Consider the following 20425-nt stretch of genomic DNA (forward strand, 5'->3'; position numbering starts at 1 on the left):
CGTGTTCGGCAAAGCGGAGGACGTTCCCGTCCAATCCATCGTCTACGACCAGGACTTCGGCATACCCGCCGTCGCGGTCGCCGTGCAGGGGTCGGACGTTCTCCTTGAACGGCCCTCCGGGTGGCGGTGGAGCCGGAGGTACACGCGTCTCAGGCTGGCGACCGTCCGCGAGAAGCGGCAGTTCGCCGCCATACGGAAGCTCCACAAGCAGGCGAGCGCGCACGTGAAACCGCGCTAGCCCTTCAGTCGCCTCGCGGCCGGTCGACCGATCGGAATCCCGGCCGCGAGGCGCCTTTCCCCCGGGGAGAGGTACGGGGAAAGGGCGGGCCGTCCGGCCGGCGGTCCAAGAGCCATCCAGCCGGACGGCACCGAAAGTGACATTCCCAGGGGGCAACGGGGCAAGTCGGCAACCCACAAAGCGTGAGGCACCGCTATGCCAGAAAAAAGGGAAAAGGAAAAAGAAAAGGGAAGCACCAAAGATCTGAGCGACAAGTTGAAGGAAGAGAAGCGGAAGACCGACCACAAGATCCGTACCGGGAGCGGCACATGGGGGTAACCGGAAAGCCGCGACATGCACGACCTCGCCTCGCGCGATGGCGCATCACGAGCGACAGCCCGTTCTGGGGCGGCATTCTGCTCCTCATCTCATGGGGCAGCTTCATGCTCCTGGCGCTGACGCTCGTCACGGGCTACCTCCACCGGTAGCCCACCCCGCCGTACAGAGCCGGACAAGAGGACAAGTCAAGGAGAGCGAAATATGGCACTACTCGCCGCCCCTCAATTCGTATGGCTGGAGATCACGGGGTTCTGCAACCTCAACTGCCGCCACTGCTACGCCGACAGCTCCCCACAGGGCGACCACGGCACCATGACCCCGGAAGACTGGTTCCGGTCCATCGACGAGCTGGCCGCACTCGGCGCGCGGCACTGCCAGTTCATCGGCGGCGAGCCCACCCTGCACCCGGACTTCCCCGGACTCGTCCGCCACGCCCGCGCACGGAACATGCAGGTCGAGGTGTTCAGCAACCTCACCCACCTCACGGACGAAGCCTGGGCCGCCCTCCGCCTGACGGGCGTCTCGCTCGCGTTCAGCTACTACTCCGACGACCCCGGCGACCACGACGACGTGACCGCGAACCGGGGTGCGCACCGGCGTACCCGCGCCAACGTCGAAAAGGCCCGGGAATACGGGATTCCCCTGCGCGGCGCCGTGATCAACGTTCTGAAGGGACAACGCGGCAGGGAGGGACGGCGCGATCTTCTGGACGTCGGCATCCGGGATGTCCGGACGGACAAAATCCGCCCGTTCGGCCGGGGAGCGAATGGCGCCGCGCCGGATATCAGGAAGCTCTGCGGGCGGTGCGGCCGGAACAAGATGGCCATCTCGCCGAACGGTGATGTCTGGCCCTGTGTGTTCGCGCGCTGGATGCCGGTGGGCAACGTCCGCGAACAGAGCATCCGGGAGATCTACCACGGCGTCGCCATGCAGGGGGCCCGTGCCGAACTCGCCCATGTCTTCCCCGAGAAGGCACAGGCCGGCGGCGATCCGAGCTGCCTGCCCGACTGCGGGCCGTCCTTCGAAACCTGCGCTCCCCAACTGGCCTGCGCCCCTGATGCGGTATGCGGACCAACCGGCGAATCAGCGGGATCGGGGAAGGCAGGGGAATCGGCGCGACGGCCGACTCCCCCGATCATGTCGCCGCACAGGTCGGTGCGTTACCGGAGTCCGGGCGTCGCGGGCACCGACTGCTGACGCCCGCAAGAAGGAACTTCGAGACAAGGCGGTGATGACCGGGACGCCCCCGAGTAGCGTGGCGGCGTCCCATTCCCCGGAAGACGGAGAGCCCATATGAGCACGCCATTCCCTCTCGCGCTGTACCTCGCCCGACGCGATGCCTACGCGGCTTTCCTGAGCGCGGCAGACCAGGAATCGTCCGTGTGTTACTGGGAAGCCGAAGGCCGTTACGAGAGTCCCGAAGAAGCCACCGCCGCACGAGATGAGGCATACGCCGTCACCCGCGATGCCTGCAACCTCATCACGGTCGAACCCACCGGTCCGCACAAGGAAGCGCAAGCCCTTGTCGAACAGCTCCGGCACCTGGGCCGGGCCGGCACCGAAGAACAGGACTGGGTGTCATTCAAGAAGGCCCGGGAGGTATTCATCGAAGCCGCCCGTGGATACCTGAAAGAGACACAAGGGGACAGGTCTTAAGGTTCTCCGTGGATCTCCTACCGGTGGCTCAGCCGTCCTCGGTAGGCGGCTCTGGGGTCACTTCCTTTCCCGTCACAGCGTCGATGAATATCGTTGACTCCGGTGTTTGCTCCGCCTCTCGCATGATGGAGACCATCCACACAGGGCGCCAAGCGTGGTTGACCCGTTGAGCAAGGAGATTGGCGGGGACCGCAGTTGCGCCTTCGGCCGTGCGCCCAGCCAGCTCCTTGGCACCGGTTCGAGTAACGGTCACTTTCGGGAGTTTCGGGTCTTGTGTGGAATTCGCAGACATAGCAGTGATTTGGCCGGCGGGCGAGACAGTGAGGTCCAGCCGCATGGGCATCATCACCCCGTCTACGTAGCGACGATAGACAAGTACGTGGGGTCCGTGACTGCCGTGGACCGCCCTGTGAGTGGCTTTGGCTCCGGCCACTTCATCAGGAAACCATTTCTTGGCGAAGCGATCTCCGATGCTTTCGATTTCCGCTTCGGTTAGTGCTCCGCCTCCGCTTGTGCTGCCCTTCAGGGCGAAGCGTACAAGCCTTCGTTCGGGCCATCTCGCAACCACATCGCCCTTCGCCGTCTCCGCCTCCAAGCGCCGGTGCCCGTTTTTCAATTTCAAACTGGCGGACTGGGTAATGATTGTCCCCTTGCCGTACAGTTCACCCACCGTCTGCTGAAGCCAGGCATCTTGAGCGAGATCATCCTGCAAGGCTTGGCGCCTGTGCTGCGACTGCTCTTCTGAGTGAACCGGCTCGACGGCGAAGGCGAACGATGCAGCAAGAATTAGACTGCCCACCACGCCAGCACATACGCCCCATAGGGTGTCGGTGCGAGTGAAGGGTGAGCGACGTTTCCGCAACCACAGAAATGCGGTTCCGAAGAATACACCGAGAAAGCCGCCGAGCGTATTCGCTTTGATGTCGTCGTAGCTGCATGCACGGCCAATGTCTGCCCACGCCTGGATCAGTTCAACACCACACGTCAAGATCAAAGATCCAGAGAGGGCCAAGATTGGCCGCCGGAAGAGGAGCACTGCGAGGAAACTCGCAGGAATAAAGAGCAGCACGTTGAGGCGAGCAGACTCGGAGGACAGGAGATCCTGAAGGGGCAGGCCGACATCGCAGATGCCGACCTGCCCTGACCCTCCACCGCCTGGTAGCAGCGTTACGGTCAGCACACCGGCCAGGGCCACCGCAAACAGAGGCGAGAGAACAACAGATCCACCCTTTGCCTTCGCCATCAGCGCTGACGGAACGCCCAGTATCGCTGCGATGATGAGAAATGCTGGGATCAGCCCAGGAAGCGCGCCAACAGATGCTTCAATCACCAGGTACATCCTTCAAGAGGGAGGGAAGGGAGAGCGCCCTAGCAGAGCTGCTTGATGTAAGGCGTCTCGTACATGGTGCCGTTTGCGGTCATAACACCTACAGCGCTGCAGTCCGACGCCACACTGACGGGGACGCTCAGCGAGTAGTTAACAGTCTGCCCGGCCTTGACGGTCTTCACGGTGTCCTTGTAGAGACCACCGGCAAAATCGACCTTCATCTGCACGGAAACTGCACTTCCGCCAGTCTTCGTATATCTCTCGCCCGTGTAGACCTTGGTACTGGACTGGCCTATCTCGCGCCCATTGTGGGCCTCGAAATAAAGCACACCATTCGACAGCTGAGTGTTCGCCGCATGGCGATCAGTCCGGCGACCGACAGCCGGCCCGAGCGGGTCGACGGCGAGCGGGACGCCCTGGGCATCGGACAGCACATGCAGCTTGCTGCCCTTCTTGCCGCGATCGACCGGGTTCGGCCCGGTCAGCGATCCCCCCTTTTGGCGCGAACGGAGGCCGCGTCGACGATCGCCGAGGTCCAGTCCACCTTGCCCCGGGCCCCGAGTTCGTCCAGCACCGCCCGGTGCAGCCGACGCCACAGGCCGGCCTCGGTCCATACCGTGCAGCGGCGATGCGCGGTGGCAGGCGACGTGCCGAACGTCGGCGGCAGATGCCGCACGAACATCACGTCACGTGAGACAACCTCTAAGCCTTGATTGGTGCGGCTGACCTGGCGGCCTGCTCGATCTTCGCGCAGTGGGCTGCACGGGCTTCCTCGTCGATCTGCTTCTCGTGTTCGGGGCGCATCCCGGTCCGGCCGTCGAGGCCCTCGCGCAGGATATCGGCGTGCCCGGCATGCCGATTGGACTCGCCGAGGACATGGGCCATGACGGCGAACAGGTTTGTGTTGGTATAAGGCTCCGGCCACCACGGCACGTGGCCGGGGGCGTCGAGGGGAAGCTCGTTGATCGTCGTGTCCGAGTGTTCCCACGTGCGCCGGTAGAACCCGATGATCTGATCGCAGGTCTCGTCCTCGGTCGCCCACTGATCGCTGCCGTTGGAGTCCTGCCACCGGGGCAGCGGTTCCGGGGAAGGGCGGTCGAAGACCTCGCCGAAGTACCTGGCCTCGACGGTGGCCACGTGTTTGACCAGGCCGAGGAGGTTGGTCCCGGTCACTGTCAAAGGTCGGCGGGCGTCGTATTCGGACAAGCCGTCGAGTTTCCAGAGCAGCGCCTTGCGGTCCCGCCGCAGTCTCCCGTGCAGGTTGCCTTTCGCGAATTCATCGATCATGCGGCATGAGCCTGCCATGGGCTGCTCGTGGTCTCAAGATCCCGAACCTCTAACTGATCGTTTCAAAATGAGGTGCGCAGACGGCGGAGGCAGATAGAGGCCGCAGGCCGGCTCGGTGTCGGGGCTTACGAGCCTGCTGCCTCGCATCCCGGCGCTTCGCCGGGCTCACGATCCGGGTGTTCCCAACGTCCCCGCAGCACGCGCCGCATCTGCCCGTGGCGCGGCTGGTCGGTTCCGGTCGCGCATCCGAAGGCTGATCAGCGCGGTGACGGCGAAGACGGCGGCCTCGTAGATCATGGCGTGCCGAAACGCGGCGCCCGGGCCGGCGGCGGGTGCGAAGTAGACGAGCCCCGCCGCAGCCACCCCGATCGACCCGCCCAACTGCTGAGCCGTGGGCAACAGCCCGGACACAGAACCGGCCGCGGGGCCGTCCACCCTCGCCAGCACCGACGCGAACACCGAGGCGGTGAACGAGCCGAACGCGGCGCCGCCGAGAGCCAGGACCGGCAACGCCGCCCAGCGTCCGGCCGCCGTGCCGATGAGCGGCGCGAGAGCCAGGGCCGTCCCCGCCAATACCAGCGCCGAGACCGTGAGCACGGCCGACCCGTGTCGGCGGGCCAGCGCGGGTGCGCCACGGCTGCCCAGCACGGCCGCGGCCGCGAAGGGAGCCGACGTCAGCGCTGCCGTGAGGGCGGGATACCCGATGGCCGACTGCAGATGCAGGAACAGCAGATACGTGAAGGACGGCACCCCGGCGTTGAACACGAACACCAGCAGCACCCCCGCCCGCGCCCTCCGGTCGCGGAACAGCGACGGATGCACCAGCGGATCCGGCCGGTGCAGGAGAGTCAGGGCGAAGCAGCCGAGAGCGGCCACGGACACGGCCGGCGTGGCCCATGTCCACCAGGGCCAGCCGGCTTCCCCTCCCAGCGCGAGCGGCAGCACCAGCGCACCGAAGCCCACGGTGGTCAGCAACACGCCCACCCCGTCCACGCGCTGTCCGGCCGCGCCTCGCGTGCGAGGCAGTACCGTCGCGCCCGCGAGCGAGACGAGTGCCACCGGCACCGTGACCAGGAACACCGAGCGCCAGCCGAGACCGAAGAGGTCGGCGCCGACGAGAAGTCCGCCGATCAGCGGCCCGGCCAGCGACGCCACTCCCATCGTGGCACCGAACAGGCCGAGAGCCCGTGGGCGCCGGGCAGCGGGGACGGCGACCTGGATGATCGACAGAACCTGCGGGGCGACCAAGCCGCTGCCCGCGCCCTGGACCAGCCGGGCCACGATGAGGAACGTGGCATCGGGAGCACACGTGGCGGCTACCGAACCGGCCATGAAGACGACGGTGCCCAGCACGAACAGCCGGTGGTAGCCGTACCGGTCGCCGAGGCGCGCGGCCGTGATGAGCAAGCAGGCGTAGGTCAGGGTGTACCCGGCCAGGATCAGCTGCACGGCACCTGAGCCGGCACCCAGGTCGGCCCGGATCGCCGGGGCGGCGATCTGCGCGACGGTGACGTTGAGCAACTGCATGAATGTCGCGCTCAGCACGACCGGCAGTACGAGCCGCCCGCCGCCACCGGCTGCGAGCCGTCCCCCACTCAGGAACGGGGGACCCTTCATGGGCCGGTGCCGGCTCACGAGGCGAGGACCGCGGCGAGCTCGCCCGGCCGGGCGGCGAACGGGCTGTGGCTGCCGGGCAGGGTATGCACGGTGAACGGGTTACCGGGGAAGACCCGGTCGGCTTCCGCGATCATCAGGTCCTGCGCGGCCGGTGCCAGCGCCCGGTCCTCGGCGCAGCGCAGGAAAGTTCGTGGAATTCGTCCCCACCGTGCCGCGGTCAGGGTGACCGGAGCCGTCGGGATCGCCAGGGGCAGATCAGGGCTCAGCGCGGACCGCCACCGGTCGAAGCGGTCCAGGGGGGTGTCGTGGTAGTGGGTTTCCCGCAGTTCGTCGAGGTAGGCGGGGTCCGGTGAGAGCGGATTGATCCGTACGGCGCCCAGGGCCTCGGGGTCGCCGAGGTTCAGGTTCTGGCCCAGCGCGGTGGCGTTCTCGGGTGAGCCCAAGTAGTCGAAGAACCGCGGCCGCCCGCCCGGGACGAACGCGGACAGGTAGACGATCCGGTCCACCAGCTCGGGCGCCCGCTCCGCGGCCAGGGACGCGGGACCGCCGCCCGCGCTGTGCGCGACGAGCACGACAGTGCGATGGTGACGCACCTGGCGCAGGACGCTCAGTACTGCCTCGGCGCAGTCGTCCATCGTCAGGGTGGCGAGCTGTGACTTCTCGGTCAGCAGGCCCGGCTGGCCGGGCAGCAGGTATCCGGTGGGCAGGGGTGCGTCGAAGCCGTGCCCCGGCATGTCGACGGCCACGCTTGCAGCGCCCAGTCCGGCCAGCGCGCGCTGCGTCGCCGCCCACTGTCCGGAGCTGTGCCAGGCGCCGTGCACGAAAACGAAGACGGTGCCGGTCAGAGATGCGTTCTTCATGGCTCCATTCCAGACAGAGACGACAGCGCCATCCATTCATAGATCTGATAAGTGGCATGGCGATATCTTTGAGGTATGGCCAGCAGCCGATGGGAGGGAGGGCGGGTCATGGAAGCGCGACACCTGCGGTACGCGGTTGCTCTCGCCGAGCACGAACACTTCGGCCGGGCGGCCGGCGAGCTGGGCATCGCGCAGCCGCCGCTGTCCAAGCAGATCGCCGACCTGGAGCGCGAGGTCGGGGCCCGGCTGTTCGACCGCACACGTCAGGGGGTGTTCCCGACCGCCGCCGGCGAAGCGTTCCTCGCGCGGGCGCGCCGGGCGCTCGACGAGATCGCGGCGGCCACGGTCGACGCGGGCCGGGCCGCGCGCGGCGAGACGGGACGTCTGCGCCTCGGCTTCATCGCCTCGGCACTGCTCGACCCGCTGCCGGGCGTCCTGAGCCGGTTCGGCCGTGAACGGCCCGACGTGAGACTGGAACTGCACGAGATGGCAACCAGCCGCAGCAGCCCAGCTCTCGTCGCCGGGGAGCTGGACGTGGCCTTCACCCTCGGCCCCCCACGGGGTGCCGGAGCCGAGCATCTCGTGTCCGTCCCCGTCGGACACGACCACGTGATCGCCGTGGTGAGTACGGTGCACCCATTTGCGGGTCAACAGGCGGTAAGCGCCGATCAGTTGCGGCGACAGCCGCTGATCGTGTCGGCCGGCGAGGACGAGCCCGCTGTGGTCGCCGGACTGCGCACCCTGCTGGGCACGGACTCATCGGCTCTCGGCGGCGCGACCGCCGCGAGGGACGTGCACACGATCATCGGCCTCGCCGCCTCGGGCGTGGGCGTCGGCCTGGGGCCGTCCCGTATGAGGGCGGTCCCGCGTCCGGGAGTGCGGTTCTGTGACGTGACCCCGCGCACGCCCCTGCCCGATCTCGTCCTGTCCTTCGCGGCCCGCGATCACTCCCCGGTGCTGCGCGCCTTCCTCGACACCATCCGGAAGAACTGCCCCGACGTCGGTGCCGCGCTCAACGACCGGCTCCGGCACCACACTTGATGCGGGCCGGCGTCCGGGGTGACGGCGGCGCCGCTCGGGAGCGGGCGGCAACAACGGTGCCGCTCGCTCCCACAGGTCATCAGGAACAAGATCAGCAGGCACCCCGGACACCCTGCCGATCGAGATCGCCAAGCGTAAGACCACAGCGCAACTCATTCCGAAACGATCAGTCAGTGGTCGGCGCCGCGGTGCGAGAAGCCACTTGGGCAGGGAAAACGCAACTTCGACAGGGCCCGTGGAGGCAGCTACCTTCACCTGGTCTTCGGCGATCGCCCACGGTCGCACCGGAGTTCCTTCCGTCTGAGCCACCCGCGACGGGGTGAGGTGGTCACGCCCCACCCCTCCCCGCCCCCGTGCGTAAGCCACCGAACCGGGTCCACACCAGGCACCCCCACCAGGGAGAGACGCATGCCCCATCTCGCGCTGTACACATTCGGCATCCTGACGTCACCTGTCGCCGATCCCGCACCTCTCATAGGCGAGTTCTACGACATCGGTGCGGCCGTCTACCCGGAGATCAGTCGGCACCCCGGATACCTCGCGCATGCCGAGGCGGCAGACGCTGACCGGGGCGGGTTCTTCGAGGCGGACTGGGGCGCATGGGGAGAGTTCGCCGTACCGGCCTGGTACGACAAGGGCCGCACGGTGGAAACCACCGCCCTGGCCGCGACCCTCTCCCTCTGGACCGACCTGCGCCCCGCCGTCGACGCCATCTACACCGGTGTGCACCGTACGGCGCTGACCAGGCGCTACGACTGGTTCGAGCGGTCAGCGCACCCGAATTACGTGTGCTGGTGGGTCTCCGACGGCCTGATACCCACCTGGCGGGACGGGGTTTCCCGGCTGGAACACCTCCGCGACCACAACCCCGCGCCGCACGCCTTCACCTTCCACCACTCGTTCACCCCGGACGGAACTCCCGGCGGCGCGGTCACAGCAGGCCCTCCGCCCGGAGATCCGTCACGTACTTGGTGATCAGGTCCCGCGACAGACAAGGGATGTCGTTCTCCTCGTTGAAGGCGGCGGCCCGCACCGCCGCGCGGAACCGGTCCGCGGGCAGGGCGGAGCCGGGCAGGGGCTCCTGCGGCCTGGCGAAGGCGTGCAGCAGCGGAAGCAGCGAATGCTGCCGCCGGCCGTCGGGCAGACCGCGCAGGGCGGTCTCGAAGCGGTGGAGCCACTCGTCGTAATCGTGGATGCGCGCCAGCGGGTGTCCGGCTGCCACCAGCCAGTCGACGAAGGTGTCGAGGGAGATGCCGTCCTCGTGCGGGTTCACGACGTTGAAGGTCCGGTACCCCTCCCGTGCGTCGTCGCCCAGCGAGGCGACGGCTCGCGCGGTGAAGTCCACGGGGAGTCCGTCGTAGTGCCCGCCACCCTCGCCGGTGCCCCGGGCGTAGAAACTGCCCGGGGCGATTCCCGTCGCCAGCAGGCTCAGCACGAGGCGGGTGAACACGTCGGGGATGTTCAGCTGGCCGCGGTAGCGGGGGTGCGCGAGGATCAGGTTCGAGCGGAACACGGCGACCGGCAGGCCGAACCTGTCGTGCGCCTCGCGCAGCAGCACTTCGCCCGCCCACTTGCCGGCCGCGTAGCCGTCGGCGTAGCCGCTGTCGAGGTCGCGCGTCGCGCAGGCCGTGCGGATGTCCGCCGTCTCGTCGGCCGCGGCCTCGTACCCGAAGACGACGGCGACCGTCGACAGGAAGGTGAACTGCTTGACCCGGGAGGTGACCGCGAGCCTGATCAGTTCGGCCGTACCCAGCACGTTGGGGCCGAAGAGCTGGTCGTACGGCAGGACGTGGTTGACGAGTGCCGCCGGGTGAACGATCAGGTCCACGGTGTCGGCCAGTCGCTGCCAGGTCTCCTCGCCGAGCCCGAGGCCGGTCTCCCCTACGTCGCCGGCGACCACCTCCAGGTGCTCGGCGGCCAGGTCGTGGTAGCGCCGGAGGAGTCCGGGGTCGCCGCTGTCGAAGGCCGCGTCGAGCCGTGTCCGGGCCAGCTCGTCGGTGCCGCCACGGACCAGACACACCAGCGTGCCGCCGCGCTCCGCGACGCGCTCCAGCCATTCGAGGCAGAGGAAGCGGCCCAGGTAGCCGTTGGCGCCGGTCAGCAGGACGGTCCGGGCCTGGGGCAGTGGATCGGCGGGCCGGTCGGCCTGCGCCAAGGGCTCCGTGTCGAAGAACGCGTTGAGCGTCAGGTCGCCCGCCACGAGCCGCGTCGCACCCGGGCCGTGGACACTCTCGGCGGTCGGGCGCCGGTGTCCCGACGCGAGGGCCTTCTCGATGTGATCGGCCACCTGCTGGAGCGTGTTGACCGGGTTGATGACGACGTCGACGGGGACATCGACGTCGTAGATCTCCTTCAGCAGCTGGGAGAACGACAGCGCGGAGAGGCTGTCACCGCCGAGTTCGAGGAAGCGTGTGCCGGGCATCAGGTCGCCCTGCCGGTGTCCGAGAAGCGCTCGGGCGGCCCGGCACACGGTCTCCCCCACCGGCCGGGACGGGCCGGCCTGGCGCAGTGCCCGGAGTTCGTCGGTCTCGCGCTCGGTCAGCTCGGTGTACAGCGCTTCGAGGCGCTCGCCGTAGTGCTTCGTCAGCGCGGTGCGCAGCAGCTTGCGCACTCCGGAGAGCAACCCGTTCCGCTGGCTGAACGGCTCGGTCTCGATGAGGAAGTCCCGTGGGATCTCATAGGAGTTGAGTCCCGCCTCGGTGGCGAGGAGTTGCAGGGACTCGCGCAGGGCCGGCCCGAGGAGCCGGGTGTCCCCGCCGACGCGGTCGAGTGCGTCCTGGGTGGGCACGATGACCGCGAGCAGGTAGGCGCGGGCGCTGTTGCCGTACACGAAGATCTGCCGGACGACCGGGCTGCCGGTGAAGAGGGCCTCCAGACGGGAGACGGCCACGAACTCGCCCTGTGACAGCTTGAGGACGTGGGAACGGCGGTCGACGTACACCAGCTCGTCGGGACCGGTCCGGGCCATGATGTCGCCCGTGTGGTAGAAACCGTCCTCGTCGAAGACCTGGGCGGTGGCATCCGGTCGCCGGAAGTAGCCGGGGACGAGCCGGTCGGTCTTGATCAGCAGTTCGCCCCTGGGGTGCGGCGAGTCGGTGCGGAAGTATCCCAGTTCGGGCACGTCCGCCAGTTTGTGGTCGGTCACCGGCGGGCGCAGCAGCCGGCCGTCGAGCGAGACGACTCCGGCTTCCGTCGACCCGTACCCGTCGAGCATCCTGACCTGGAAGCAGCTCTCGACGAACGCCGACATCTCCGCGCTCAGCGGGGCCGAGGCGCTGACGGCCCACAGGAGGCGGCCGCCCAGGGTCTTCTCCCGCAGTTCTTCCTTCACGCGATCCGCCTGCTCGGCCGCATCGCCTCCCGCCGCGTTCCACCAGATCAACTCGCTCTGGTAGCGCTGGAAGAGCATGTCGCAGATGCGGGGCACCATGAGGAACTCGGTGGGGCGGACCAGGGAGAGGTCCTCGAAGAGGGTGGACAGGTCGCTCGACGCCACGAAGTAGGCGGTGCCCCCCTTGGCGAGCGTGCCGTACAGCGCGCCCCGGCCCATCACGTGGCTCAGGGGCAGATAGTTGAGCACGATGGACGGCCGGATCTCCTGGCCGGGCACGAAGTCGACCCAGAACCGCGTGACAAGGCGCTCGGTGTACATGGCGCCCTTGGGGGTGCCCGTACTCCCCGAGGTGTAGATCAGCGCGCTGAGCGCGTCGGCCGTCGACCCCTCTCGGCTGCGGGGAGCCGGTGGCAGGCTCCGTCCCCGCTCGATGCCGGCCGCCAGCGTGTCCAGGGTGACGCCTCGGCCCTGCGCCGCGAGCCGGTCGCGGGCGGAGTCCAGCTGCTCCCGGTGCGCGGTGACCTCGGGGCGGTGGCCGAAGACGACGATCCGGACCGGCGACGGGGCATCCGCCGCGATCCGGAGCGCAACCTCCAGGTGCGCCATGTCCACCGCGAGCAGGCGCGGTCCGGTCTGCGCGACGATGGGGGCCAGCTGCTGCGCCGAGGCGCCGGCCTGGAGAGGGACGCTCACCGCAGCGGAGCGGACGCACGCCAGATCCACCACGGTGTACTCGGCGCTCGGGTGACCGAGAACCGCGACGAAGTCACCCGGGCCCACGGCGTGGTCGGGGTGGTGGTGCCACTCGGCGGCCAGCGCGCCGACTCGTTCCCACAGTTCGCCGTAGGTGATCGTGTCGAACCGTGCCAGGAGGCGCAGCGTGGTGCGGCCCGTGACCGGGTCGGTGACCGGCTCCGTGGCACGCTCGCCCAGGGCGGGGCGGTCCGCGTACGCCTCCATCACCGTGTCCACGAGGTCGGCGAGCGGTAGGCCCGGCCGCCGGATCGCCTCGGTGACGGCGTCCAGGGGCGCGGCGCCGCGGAACTGCGGGTCTGTCGCGTACAGGTGAGCGCTGCGCCGAGCGGTATATGCGTCGAACTCGTCGGTCGGGGGCTGCGAACCGGTCATGGGGTGTCTCCTTCGTGGCCTGGGAGGCCCGTTCATCCGAGGGAAATGCGCTTCTCGGGCAGGGGAGGACAGGGGACGGCGGCGCGGAGATCCCGGAGGAGGCCGCGGCCGTGACGCCCATGACGGTGACGTGGAGAGTACTGATGCCCGGGACGCGGTGCGCCCGCGGGACATCGGGGATAACCGCGGACTCGGGGATAACCGCGGGCTCACTCTCCCTCCGCCGCTCGTGGCGCCTCGGCCTCGTGGTCGCGGGTGAGCTGGACGATCGCGGCCGCCGCGTCGCGGGCGCCGCTCTCGTCCCGGGCCTCTATCGCGTCGACGAGTCGGGTGTGCAGGCGGGCATGCTCCTCGGCGCCGACGGCATCCCAGGGCAGGCCCTCCGGCGAGGCGGTGAGAGCCGTACCGAGGTGGTCGTACACCTCGATCAGGAGGTCGTTCCCGCTCGCCCGGACGACGGCCCGGTGGAACAGCGCGTCGACGCTCCCGGCCGCGGCCGTGTCCGCACCGGCGCAGGCCGCGTCGGCGTCGGCCAACAGCTCTCTCAGCTGGTGCAGTTGGTCCTCGCTGCGGCGCAGGGCGGCGGCCCCCGAGGCGTACTCCTCAAGGACGGTGCGCAGTTCGAGGACGTTGTCCCGCTGCGCGGAACTCGCGCGCCGCACCATGACGGACTGGAGCTCACTGGACGCCCGGACGTAGGTGCCGTCCCCGATACGGGCTTCCAGCAGTCCCAGGTGCACGAGCGCGCCGAGTGCCTCCCGCAGCGTGCTGCGCCCCACCCCGAGCTCCTCCATGAGGGTCTGCTCCGGCGGGATCCGTGTTCCCACCGGCCACCCGCCGGCCTCGATGTGCGCGCGGAGGCTGGTCACGAGCTGCGAGGACAGGCTTGCCGACCTGCGCGGTGTGCTGATGCGCTTCATGGCCGGAGTGTACATACAAACGTCAGACATTTGAACGTCATATGAGGCGGGGTGCGAGCGTCCCCGCCTCGTGCTGCCCTACAGGAACGCCTACTCAGGCGCGGGGCCCGTAGGTCAGGCGGCGCAGGACGGTCTCGGCAGGGCCGGCCTGCTTGCGCCTGTCGAGCAGGCGGGCGAGCAGAACGGTCGCGAGCCAGACCGTCACGGCGATGATCAGGCCAGTCACCGTGGGGCTGTGGAAACGGTGGCCGAGACCGAGCGTGAAGGGCGCCAGAAGGATCAGCCAGGCCACCGACTGGAACAGGTAGCCCGACAAGGAGCGCCGCCCCAGGGCCGAGAGGGCGCCGACGACGGGGCCGGGCCGGGCGACCCGTATGGCGATCAGGGCGAAGACGGCCACATAGCCCGGTCCGGCGAACATGCCGCTGACGCCGTGGAGTTGCATGATCAGCCCGGCGGTCGACTCGTCGACGTGCAGCCAGCCTGCGCCGACCAGGGCGGCCGGCAGACCTCCGGCGATGGCGACGCCGAGTCCGATGACAGCGGTCCACCTGAGCAGGGCCTTGTGGGTGGCGGGCGCTTCGAGGATGCGGCGGCGGGCGGCCCACACGCCCAGCCAGGTGATCATGATGAAGGGCAGGACGGTCAGCGTGTGCATCGGCCATTCGCCGAGGCGATCCAGCAGGGAGGCGACGTACCCGGGCGCGCCGAGGGAGTCGATGTGGCTCACCGGCAGCGGGGCCGCCCCGCCCGGACCTGCGAGGATGCGGCGCACCACGATGCCGGAGAGGACGAGGGCCTCGACCGCCGACAGCACCCAGAGCGCCGGTGCGATGCGGTGGAACTTGTCGCCGCGGCGCAGCAGCAGAAGAGTTGTCACGATCCCGACGAGCCCGTAGGCACCGAGAAAGTCGCCGTAGTAGAGCAGGGCGGCGTGCAGGAACCCGAAGACGACAAGCCAGAGGTTGCGGTGCATCAGCACCGAGCGGACCTGCTTCGGTGTGGCCCCGAACTCATCTTGTCGGCGGGCGAGTTGGACGATTCCGTAGCCGAACATCACGGCGAAGACCGGGTAGCCACGGGCGTGGACGAGCGTTAAGAGCAGGAAGTTGAGGCCGCGGTCGGCACCTTCCGGTGCGGTGTCGAGACCGGGTTCGCCGGCGAAGACGACTCCGGCGACGTTGGCCAGCGCGATGATCAGCAGCATCGCTCCCCGGGCCAGGTCCGGTGCGAGGGCGCGTTCGGCACGACGCACCGGCCCTCTCGATGTCCGCGCTGCGGTGTCCACGTTCATGGTCGTCCTCCCCGTCGAGCTGCCAGGACTTAATTTCAGAGAGAAAGTATCACAGATATACTAATGCGGGTCTGGCATGATGGCGTAAATTTTCGGAAGCGAACGAGGCCGCTATGACCAGCGAGGACTTCATCCCGGCGCCGCTGCGCCGGCTCTGGGGAATCGCGGAGTCCTCACGTCTCGGACGGCCCGCGGCCCTCGACGTGACCCGGGTCGTCACCGCGGCGGTGCAGATCGCCGACCGCGACGGCCTCGGCGGGGTGACACTTCCCAAGGTCGCCAAGAGCCTCGGCGTCACGGGGATGTCGCTCTACCGGCACGTCGGATCCAAGGACGAACTGCTCACGCTCATGGCCGACTCCGCCCTGGGCACACCGCCGGACCTGGACGCCGACGACTGGCGCGATGGACTGCGCGACTGGGCTTTCGCGGAGCGCGCGGTGTACCTGCGCCGGCCGTGGCTGACGCGCGTGCCCGTCTCCGGACCGCCCTCCGGACCGCACCGGATCGCCTGGATGGAAGCCGCGCTGGCGGTCCTGTCCCCCACCCGCCTCGACTGGGCGCACAAGGTCGGCGTCCTGTCCCTCATCAGCGGCTATGTGGTCCAGTCGGTGCGGCTGTACGACGAACTCGCCGAGGGCAGGGCCGAAGGCCAGGGACAGGCCGACGCCGAGCGCGACTACGGCCGCGCGCTGGCGCGACTCGTCCAGCCCGAACGCTTCCCCGAGACCGCCCGGCTCTTCGCCTCGCCCCTGTTCGAGGCGCCCCCGTCGGACACACCCGACGCGACGATCGCCGACGCGGACTTCTCGCTCGGACTGGAGCTGATCCTCGATGGCGTCGCCGCGCGGATCGGGCGCTGCGGATCCTGACTCCGGTCCGGGGCAGCTGGGGGCTTCTGACGCCGCATCAGGGGCGGGTGGGTATCGAGTAGCGACAGTCCCAAACTCTCGCCCCCGATGGTCGAGCCTCTAGCGGCTTGACTATCGGGGGCTTTTCGCGTGCCCGTAACGGGCGAACTTGTTCACGCCCCCCAGGTTACTTGGCACCTTCCGGGAGCGCCTTTAGGCCTTGGTATACCTCTCGCAATTCGGAGGCTTCCGGAAGTTGTCGATTTTCCACGGCCTTTACGACTTCCAGTGCTCGCCAGTGATTCGACGGCACGATGCGACCTGAGAGTATTGCGCGCTGCGCGGCGTCGCACGCTTCATCCAGTCGGTCACTCCCAAGAAGTGCCAATGCCAGGTCGATATTCGCAGAGGCTACCCGGCGAGGCCATTTCTCTACATCGTCAGCGGGTGCGAGCTCAGCAATTACCTGACGCGCATAGCCTTCGGCCGCCGGATCTCCGACCCATGCAAGCGTTGTCGCGGTGTAAGCAAGCGCCTTGCTCGGATCGTACTGGTAATGATGCTCGGTTTCCTTTCGTGGAACCATTCCCGTCGACATAAGGTGGACCCGTTCGATAGCGGAATATGTGCCCTTACCTTCTCCGAGTCGTGCCCTTGCTCTCCCTTCTTGCGCCGTGGCTTGAATTGCAGCAGAGGTCCCGGAAGGTGCCAGGTTCTGCGCAATCAACGAAAGCTCAAGGGCGCGCTTATAGTCGCCATCCGTGAGGACTCGCCAAGCGTCCGTCTCGTAACACCAAGCCTCAATCTCTCGATGCTCCGCGTGCTGCGCCAGGGTTGCCGCTGTCTGCAATCGCGCCGTCGCCGCATCGTTCTGATGCAAGTCGATGTGAAGCGTGGCGCCGAGCAATTGAAACCAGCCGCCAACTACGTAAAGACGACGCTGATCCGCAAGAGTCATGCGTGCATCCATGAGACGCGCCACATAGGCAGAGTGCTTACGGACTCGCTGCAGTAGATCCTGCGGCGGGGATACTGGGTACTTCGCTGCCAGATCATCAAAAGCGAATTCGAGACGGTCCAGCGTTTCCCGCCCCACGTCGCTTGCGGATACGCGCCGGGCGAGTTCGAGCGCATCGAATTCATCGTCACTATCCGCCGAATCGACGGCGACCCAGCTATTGCGTGACGCGGGTGGGGCGTAAGCGTCGGGTACAAGCAGTGCGTCTAGTTCTGCCGCTGTGATTGCCAAGACCTTTGCGATCCTCGGACGCTGACAGGGCTGAGGGTCATTCTTTCCGCTCTCCCAGCGCTGAACGGTCGAGCGGTCAACGCCTACCGCTTCCGCGAATTCCTCCTGATTGAACCCGCACGCTTTCCGGCGCTCCGCCAACCTCCGCCGCCTGCTGGTCATCGTGGCCGGTCTCCTCTCGGGAACGCGTCTTCCCTGGTCAGCGTAGCCAGTGCGGCCACGGTGCGGCCGGGTTGCGGCTTTTCTGCTGTGGTGTGCGCCCCCTCACCACGCTTGTCTTGGCCAACACACAGCAACGGACGTGACGGAACAAGCGGGACGGTGACCATGGCGACCAGGACGCAGACCACTCAGGAGGACCCCGTAGACCTCTCGCTGAGGCTGGAGGGAGACCCGCAGCCGGTACCGGGATGCGCGCACTGCGACAACGTCGCCTTGGAGCGCGACCGGGCACGGGCGAACGGCGACGGAAGCAAGCAGAGCGACTGCAACGTCAGGATGAGTCGCCACCTCGCGGACGCTCACGGGTGACCGGGCCGTCAGTGCGCCCACAGTGGCGTGGTCTGCCTTCCGGGTCCGGCGCACCCCACGAACGCTCGTCACGGCGACTGCCCCAACTGCGCACCGCGCCAGGGAAACCGGTGAAGCGCGTACGCCGGTTCGGACGGTCCATATTCGTCTTCGCCGCTCTGGCAACGGCGATTCCGACGCTGACGGCTACCGACCTCCTCTGATACCCCGTCCCCTCGCGGTGCCGCACAGCTCCCCCGTGCTGAGTGCACAGGCCCGAGAGGCGGACGGGCGCCAACTCCCGCCCCGGTGGCGGAAACCCTGGACAGGTCGAGTGGCCGGGGCGGGATTGACAGCTTGGGTCGTCCGGCCCGAGCTGTTGAAGTGTCAGCACCACCAGGAAACGGAGGCGCAGAACAGATGACGCAGACGCCCGCCCCGTGGGGCACGCAGCGAATGGGGCCGTACGCGGCCACCACAACGGTTCCGCAGTACACGCCCGTGATCGACCCCGAAACCCAGATCGCGGTCATCGTGGACGAGCACGGCCGGACGGTCGAACTGGGCAACCACGGCACCAGCACGAGCGGCCTGACGCCTACCACGACCACCCCGGGCGACGGGTCCGGCCCTGGTGGTGCGACCGACGCGGACAGCACCGAGTCGTACGACCAGGACCAGAGTTCCGGCTGATGCGTGACAGCAGGTCGGTACTGGTGCTGACCAACGCCTACGACGTGACAGCGGACGTGGTGCTCAGGCTTCTCGCCGAGCGCCGGGTTCCCGTGGTCCGTCTCGACCCCGGCACCGACCTGCACACGGGTGCCTCGCTGACCGCTACGTATCGTACGGGCGACCAGCGGGGCACCCTGCGCACGGCAAGCCGGGAGATCGACACCAGGCGGATCCGGTCCGTCTGGGTACGCAGGCCCTCGCCCTACGAGGGACCGCCGGAGTTGAGTGGCCAAGACCGCCGGTTCGCCGCAGAACAGGCCCTCTGGGGCGCGGGGGGCATCCTCGCGTCGCTGCCTGGCGCGCACTATGTGAATCACCCGTGGAGCAACCGCGCCGCCGAGTTCAAGCCCGCGCAGCTCTCGACCGCGCTGCGCTGCGGGTTCCTGGTGCCCAGTACGGTGATCACCGACGACCCGCAGGAGGCTCGGACGTTCGCCGCCCATCAGCCCGGCGGTGTGGTCTACAAGCCCGTGTGGAACACGCCCTACCGCGTGGACGATCAGCCGCACAGTGTGTGGGTCCGGGAGGTGCGCGCGGCCGAGATCACCGACGCCGTGTCCGTCTGCCCCCACATGTTCCAAGCCAAGGTGGACAAGGCGTTCGACGCGCGGGTAACCGCCGTGGGCGGCCGACTGTTCGGGGTCCGGATCGACAGCCCCGATCTCGACTGGCGCCACCGTCAAGACCTGATGACGTGCATACCGATCGAGGTACCCGCGTCGGTCGCGCGTGCGGTCGCGACCTATCTCGCCGAACTCCGTTTGAATTACGGCGCGTTCGACTTCGCTGTAACCGCCGCAGGTGCCTGGTACTTCCTTGAGTGCAACCCGAACGGCCAATGGGCGTGGCAGCCGGCGCAGACCACCGCCGCCATCGCCCAAGCTCTTACCGACCGACTGGAGAAAGGTCCCGACACGTGAGCACATCGGCTCAGCTCCGCAATGCCCTTGCGGACAGGCTCGCCGAGGGCGGCACCCTCACCGAAACCGAGTGGCGCAGTGCGGCCACCACGGTTCCCCGCGAGCTGTTCACGGCGTCCTACTTCCTGCCGGTGGCGGGCAGCGTCCCCACCACCTACCGGCCCGTCCGGGAAGGTGATCCCGGGTGGCTGCAGGGGGTCTATTCCGACGAGACGCTGATCACCCAACTGGACGGCCGGGTCAGGCCCGACGACGTGACCGAGGACGCCGTGACCGGCTCCCCGTCGTCGTCGTCCACCCTGCCGTCCCTGGTGCTGCGCATGTGGCAGCAGCTCGGTGCTGAGGCGGGTCACCGGGTGCTGGAGATCGGCACCGGAACCGGGTACTCGACCGCCCTCGGCGCACACCGCCTCGGGGACGCCAATCTGACCAGCATCGAGTACGACCCGGTGGTCGGCGGGGCTGCCGCCACGGCGCTCAAGGCGGCCGGATTCGCACCACGGCTGATCATCGACGACGGGCTGCGCGGCGACCCGCAGGGCGGGCAGTACGACCGGCTCATCGCCACCTGTTCGGTCCGGTACGTCCCGCTGCCGTGGCTGCACCAGGTGAAGCCCGGTGGGAAGATCCTCGCCACACTCTCCGGGTGGAGCTACGCCAACGCTCTCGCGCTGCTCGTCGTGACCGGCCCCGGAGAGGCCACGGGCCGGTTCCTCCCCGGTTACACCAGTTTCATGATCGCCCGTCCGCACGACCGGCCGCCTCGCCCGACGCCGGCCCTGCTGCCCGGGGATGAGCGACTGAGCCAGATCGACCCCGCCAAGCTCGACGACTGGACCGGCGGTTGGGTCGCGCAACTCGCGGCCCCCTCGGCCGAACGAATGGGGGCAGGGGCGGAACAGATCCTCTGGGACGTGTCCACCGGTTCGCAGGCCCGGACAGCCCCGAACCCCAAGGGCGGGTGGACCGTTGTCCAGCGCGGTCCCGTCCGACTGTGGGACCGGGTGGAACGGGCGGTGCAGCGCTGGCAGGCCGCCAACGAGCCTCACCAGGAGAAGTTCGGGATCACGGTCTCGGCCGCCGGGCAGCGGGTGTGGCTCGGCACCGAGGACGGCCCCGGATGGGACCTGCCGATCTGAC

At 68.3% G+C, this 20425-nt stretch carries 17 protein-coding genes and 1 pseudogene; 9 read left to right on the plus strand and 9 right to left on the minus strand.

What is annotated here, in order from left to right; translation table 11 throughout:
• Position 1 precedes the first annotated feature (1 nt).
• The 3 genes from IH09_RS23065 (at position 2) to IH09_RS23075 (ending at position 2212) form a co-directional block, all read left to right on the plus strand.
• Positions 2-238, plus strand: a complete 237-nt coding sequence (locus IH09_RS23065; RefSeq protein ID WP_190233381.1) for a hypothetical protein — start codon at positions 2-4, stop codon at positions 236-238.
• 519 nt (positions 239-757) lie between these two features.
• Positions 758-1753 carry a radical SAM/SPASM domain-containing protein gene (locus tag IH09_RS23070; protein WP_052859364.1) on the plus strand — a complete coding sequence of 332 codons (996 nt, stop codon included), beginning with the start codon at positions 758-760 and terminating at the stop codon, positions 1751-1753.
• A 96-nt stretch (positions 1754-1849) separates the two neighbouring features.
• Positions 1850-2212, plus strand: coding sequence for a hypothetical protein (locus tag IH09_RS23075; RefSeq protein ID WP_052859365.1), 363 nt, complete (start codon positions 1850-1852; stop codon positions 2210-2212).
• A 28-nt stretch (positions 2213-2240) separates the two neighbouring features.
• Here the strand turns inward: IH09_RS23075 and IH09_RS37755 are convergent, their stop codons facing one another.
• From IH09_RS37755 to IH09_RS23100, 5 genes and pseudogenes are all read right to left on the minus strand, one after another.
• Entirely contained in the window at positions 2241-3542 is a 1302-nt protein-coding gene (locus IH09_RS37755; protein WP_172450474.1) for a VanZ family protein, read from the minus strand.
• A gap of 398 nt (positions 3543-3940) precedes the next feature.
• A pseudogene (locus IH09_RS40695) lies at positions 3941-4044 on the minus strand (IS5/IS1182 family transposase); the annotation flags it as partial.
• 197 nt (positions 4045-4241) lie between these two features.
• Positions 4242-4826, minus strand: coding sequence for a DinB family protein (locus tag IH09_RS23090; protein WP_052859367.1), 585 nt, complete (start codon positions 4824-4826; stop codon positions 4242-4244).
• Between the two features lie 165 nt (positions 4827-4991).
• Complete coding sequence (locus IH09_RS23095) at positions 4992-6371, minus strand: MFS transporter (protein ID WP_318279524.1); 1380 nt, start codon at positions 6369-6371, stop codon at positions 4992-4994.
• Positions 6372-6457: 86 nt separating this feature from the next.
• Positions 6458-7303, minus strand: a complete 846-nt coding sequence (locus tag IH09_RS23100) for an alpha/beta hydrolase (RefSeq protein WP_052859369.1) — start codon at positions 7301-7303, stop codon at positions 6458-6460.
• 108 nt (positions 7304-7411) lie between these two features.
• On the opposite strand from IH09_RS23100, the gene IH09_RS23105 reads away from it, so the two are divergent.
• Positions 7412-8344 carry a LysR family transcriptional regulator gene (locus IH09_RS23105; RefSeq protein WP_052859370.1) on the plus strand — a complete coding sequence of 311 codons (933 nt, stop codon included), beginning with the start codon at positions 7412-7414 and terminating at the stop codon, positions 8342-8344.
• Positions 8345-8752: 408 nt separating this feature from the next.
• Positions 8753-9319 (plus strand): DUF3291 domain-containing protein, encoded by a 567-nt coding sequence (locus tag IH09_RS23110; RefSeq protein ID WP_052859371.1) that lies wholly within the window; start codon positions 8753-8755, stop codon positions 9317-9319.
• Here IH09_RS23110 and car read toward each other — a convergent pair.
• From car to IH09_RS23125, 3 genes are all read right to left on the minus strand, one after another.
• Positions 9276-12806, minus strand: coding sequence for a carboxylic acid reductase (gene car / locus IH09_RS23115; RefSeq protein WP_110952523.1), 3531 nt, complete (start codon positions 12804-12806; stop codon positions 9276-9278). The genes IH09_RS23110 and car overlap by 44 nt on opposite strands.
• A gap of 209 nt (positions 12807-13015) precedes the next feature.
• Entirely contained in the window at positions 13016-13726 is a 711-nt protein-coding gene (locus IH09_RS23120; RefSeq protein ID WP_052859398.1) for a FadR/GntR family transcriptional regulator, read from the minus strand.
• Positions 13727-13820: 94 nt separating this feature from the next.
• Positions 13821-15020 carry a DUF418 domain-containing protein gene (locus tag IH09_RS23125; protein WP_052859372.1) on the minus strand — a complete coding sequence of 400 codons (1200 nt, stop codon included), beginning with the start codon at positions 15018-15020 and terminating at the stop codon, positions 13821-13823.
• A gap of 113 nt (positions 15021-15133) precedes the next feature.
• Here IH09_RS23125 and IH09_RS23130 point away from each other — a divergent pair, with 113 nt between their 5' ends.
• Complete coding sequence (locus tag IH09_RS23130; RefSeq protein ID WP_110952524.1) at positions 15134-15892, plus strand: TetR/AcrR family transcriptional regulator; 759 nt, start codon at positions 15134-15136, stop codon at positions 15890-15892.
• Between the two features lie 166 nt (positions 15893-16058).
• Here IH09_RS23130 and IH09_RS37760 read toward each other — a convergent pair whose 3' ends face one another.
• Positions 16059-17282 (minus strand): helix-turn-helix transcriptional regulator, encoded by a 1224-nt coding sequence (locus tag IH09_RS37760; RefSeq protein WP_094791480.1) that lies wholly within the window; start codon positions 17280-17282, stop codon positions 16059-16061.
• A 768-nt stretch (positions 17283-18050) separates the two neighbouring features.
• Between IH09_RS37760 and tgmA the strand changes: the two genes are divergently transcribed.
• From tgmA to tgmC, 3 genes are read left to right on the plus strand one after another with little or no spacing between them, the layout of a single operon-like run.
• Entirely contained in the window at positions 18051-18323 is a 273-nt protein-coding gene (gene tgmA, locus IH09_RS23140; RefSeq protein ID WP_052859373.1) for a putative ATP-grasp-modified RiPP, read from the plus strand.
• The gene (tgmB, locus tag IH09_RS23145; protein ID WP_052859374.1) at positions 18323-19285 is read left to right on the plus strand and encodes an ATP-grasp ribosomal peptide maturase; all 963 of its coding nucleotides are present in this window, start codon (positions 18323-18325) and stop codon (positions 19283-19285) included. Before tgmA ends, tgmB begins: the two co-directional genes overlap by 1 nt.
• Positions 19282-20424, plus strand: coding sequence for an ATP-grasp peptide maturase system methyltransferase (tgmC, locus tag IH09_RS23150; RefSeq protein WP_052859375.1), 1143 nt, complete (start codon positions 19282-19284; stop codon positions 20422-20424). Before tgmB ends, tgmC begins: the two co-directional genes overlap by 4 nt.
• Position 20425: the final 1 nt, after the last annotated feature.

This window comes from Streptomyces celluloflavus, assembly GCA_000720995.1.
Lineage (GTDB): Bacteria > Actinomycetota > Actinomycetes > Streptomycetales > Streptomycetaceae > Streptomyces > Streptomyces celluloflavus.

Coding starts and splice junctions, on each gene's coding strand:
- IH09_RS23070 (WP_052859364.1), top strand. CDS start 758: ATGGCACTACTCGCCGCCCCTCAATTCGTATGGCTGGAGATCACGGGG.
- IH09_RS23075 (WP_052859365.1), top strand. CDS start 1,850: ATGAGCACGCCATTCCCTCTCGCGCTGTACCTCGCCCGACGCGATGCC.
- IH09_RS23090 (WP_052859367.1), bottom strand. CDS start 4,826: ATGATCGATGAATTCGCGAAAGGCAACCTGCACGGGAGACTGCGGCGG.
- IH09_RS23100 (WP_052859369.1), bottom strand. CDS start 7,303: ATGAAGAACGCATCTCTGACCGGCACCGTCTTCGTTTTCGTGCACGGC.
- IH09_RS23105 (WP_052859370.1), top strand. CDS start 7,412: ATGGAAGCGCGACACCTGCGGTACGCGGTTGCTCTCGCCGAGCACGAA.
- IH09_RS23110 (WP_052859371.1), top strand. CDS start 8,753: ATGCCCCATCTCGCGCTGTACACATTCGGCATCCTGACGTCACCTGTC.
- car (WP_110952523.1), bottom strand. CDS start 12,806: ATGACCGGTTCGCAGCCCCCGACCGACGAGTTCGACGCATATACCGCT.
- IH09_RS23120 (WP_052859398.1), bottom strand. CDS start 13,726: ATGAAGCGCATCAGCACACCGCGCAGGTCGGCAAGCCTGTCCTCGCAG.
- IH09_RS23125 (WP_052859372.1), bottom strand. CDS start 15,020: ATGAACGTGGACACCGCAGCGCGGACATCGAGAGGGCCGGTGCGTCGT.
- IH09_RS23130 (WP_110952524.1), top strand. CDS start 15,134: ATGACCAGCGAGGACTTCATCCCGGCGCCGCTGCGCCGGCTCTGGGGA.
- IH09_RS37760 (WP_094791480.1), bottom strand. CDS start 17,282: ATGACCAGCAGGCGGCGGAGGTTGGCGGAGCGCCGGAAAGCGTGCGGG.
- tgmA (WP_052859373.1), top strand. CDS start 18,051: ATGACGCAGACGCCCGCCCCGTGGGGCACGCAGCGAATGGGGCCGTAC.
- tgmB (WP_052859374.1), top strand. CDS start 18,323: ATGCGTGACAGCAGGTCGGTACTGGTGCTGACCAACGCCTACGACGTG.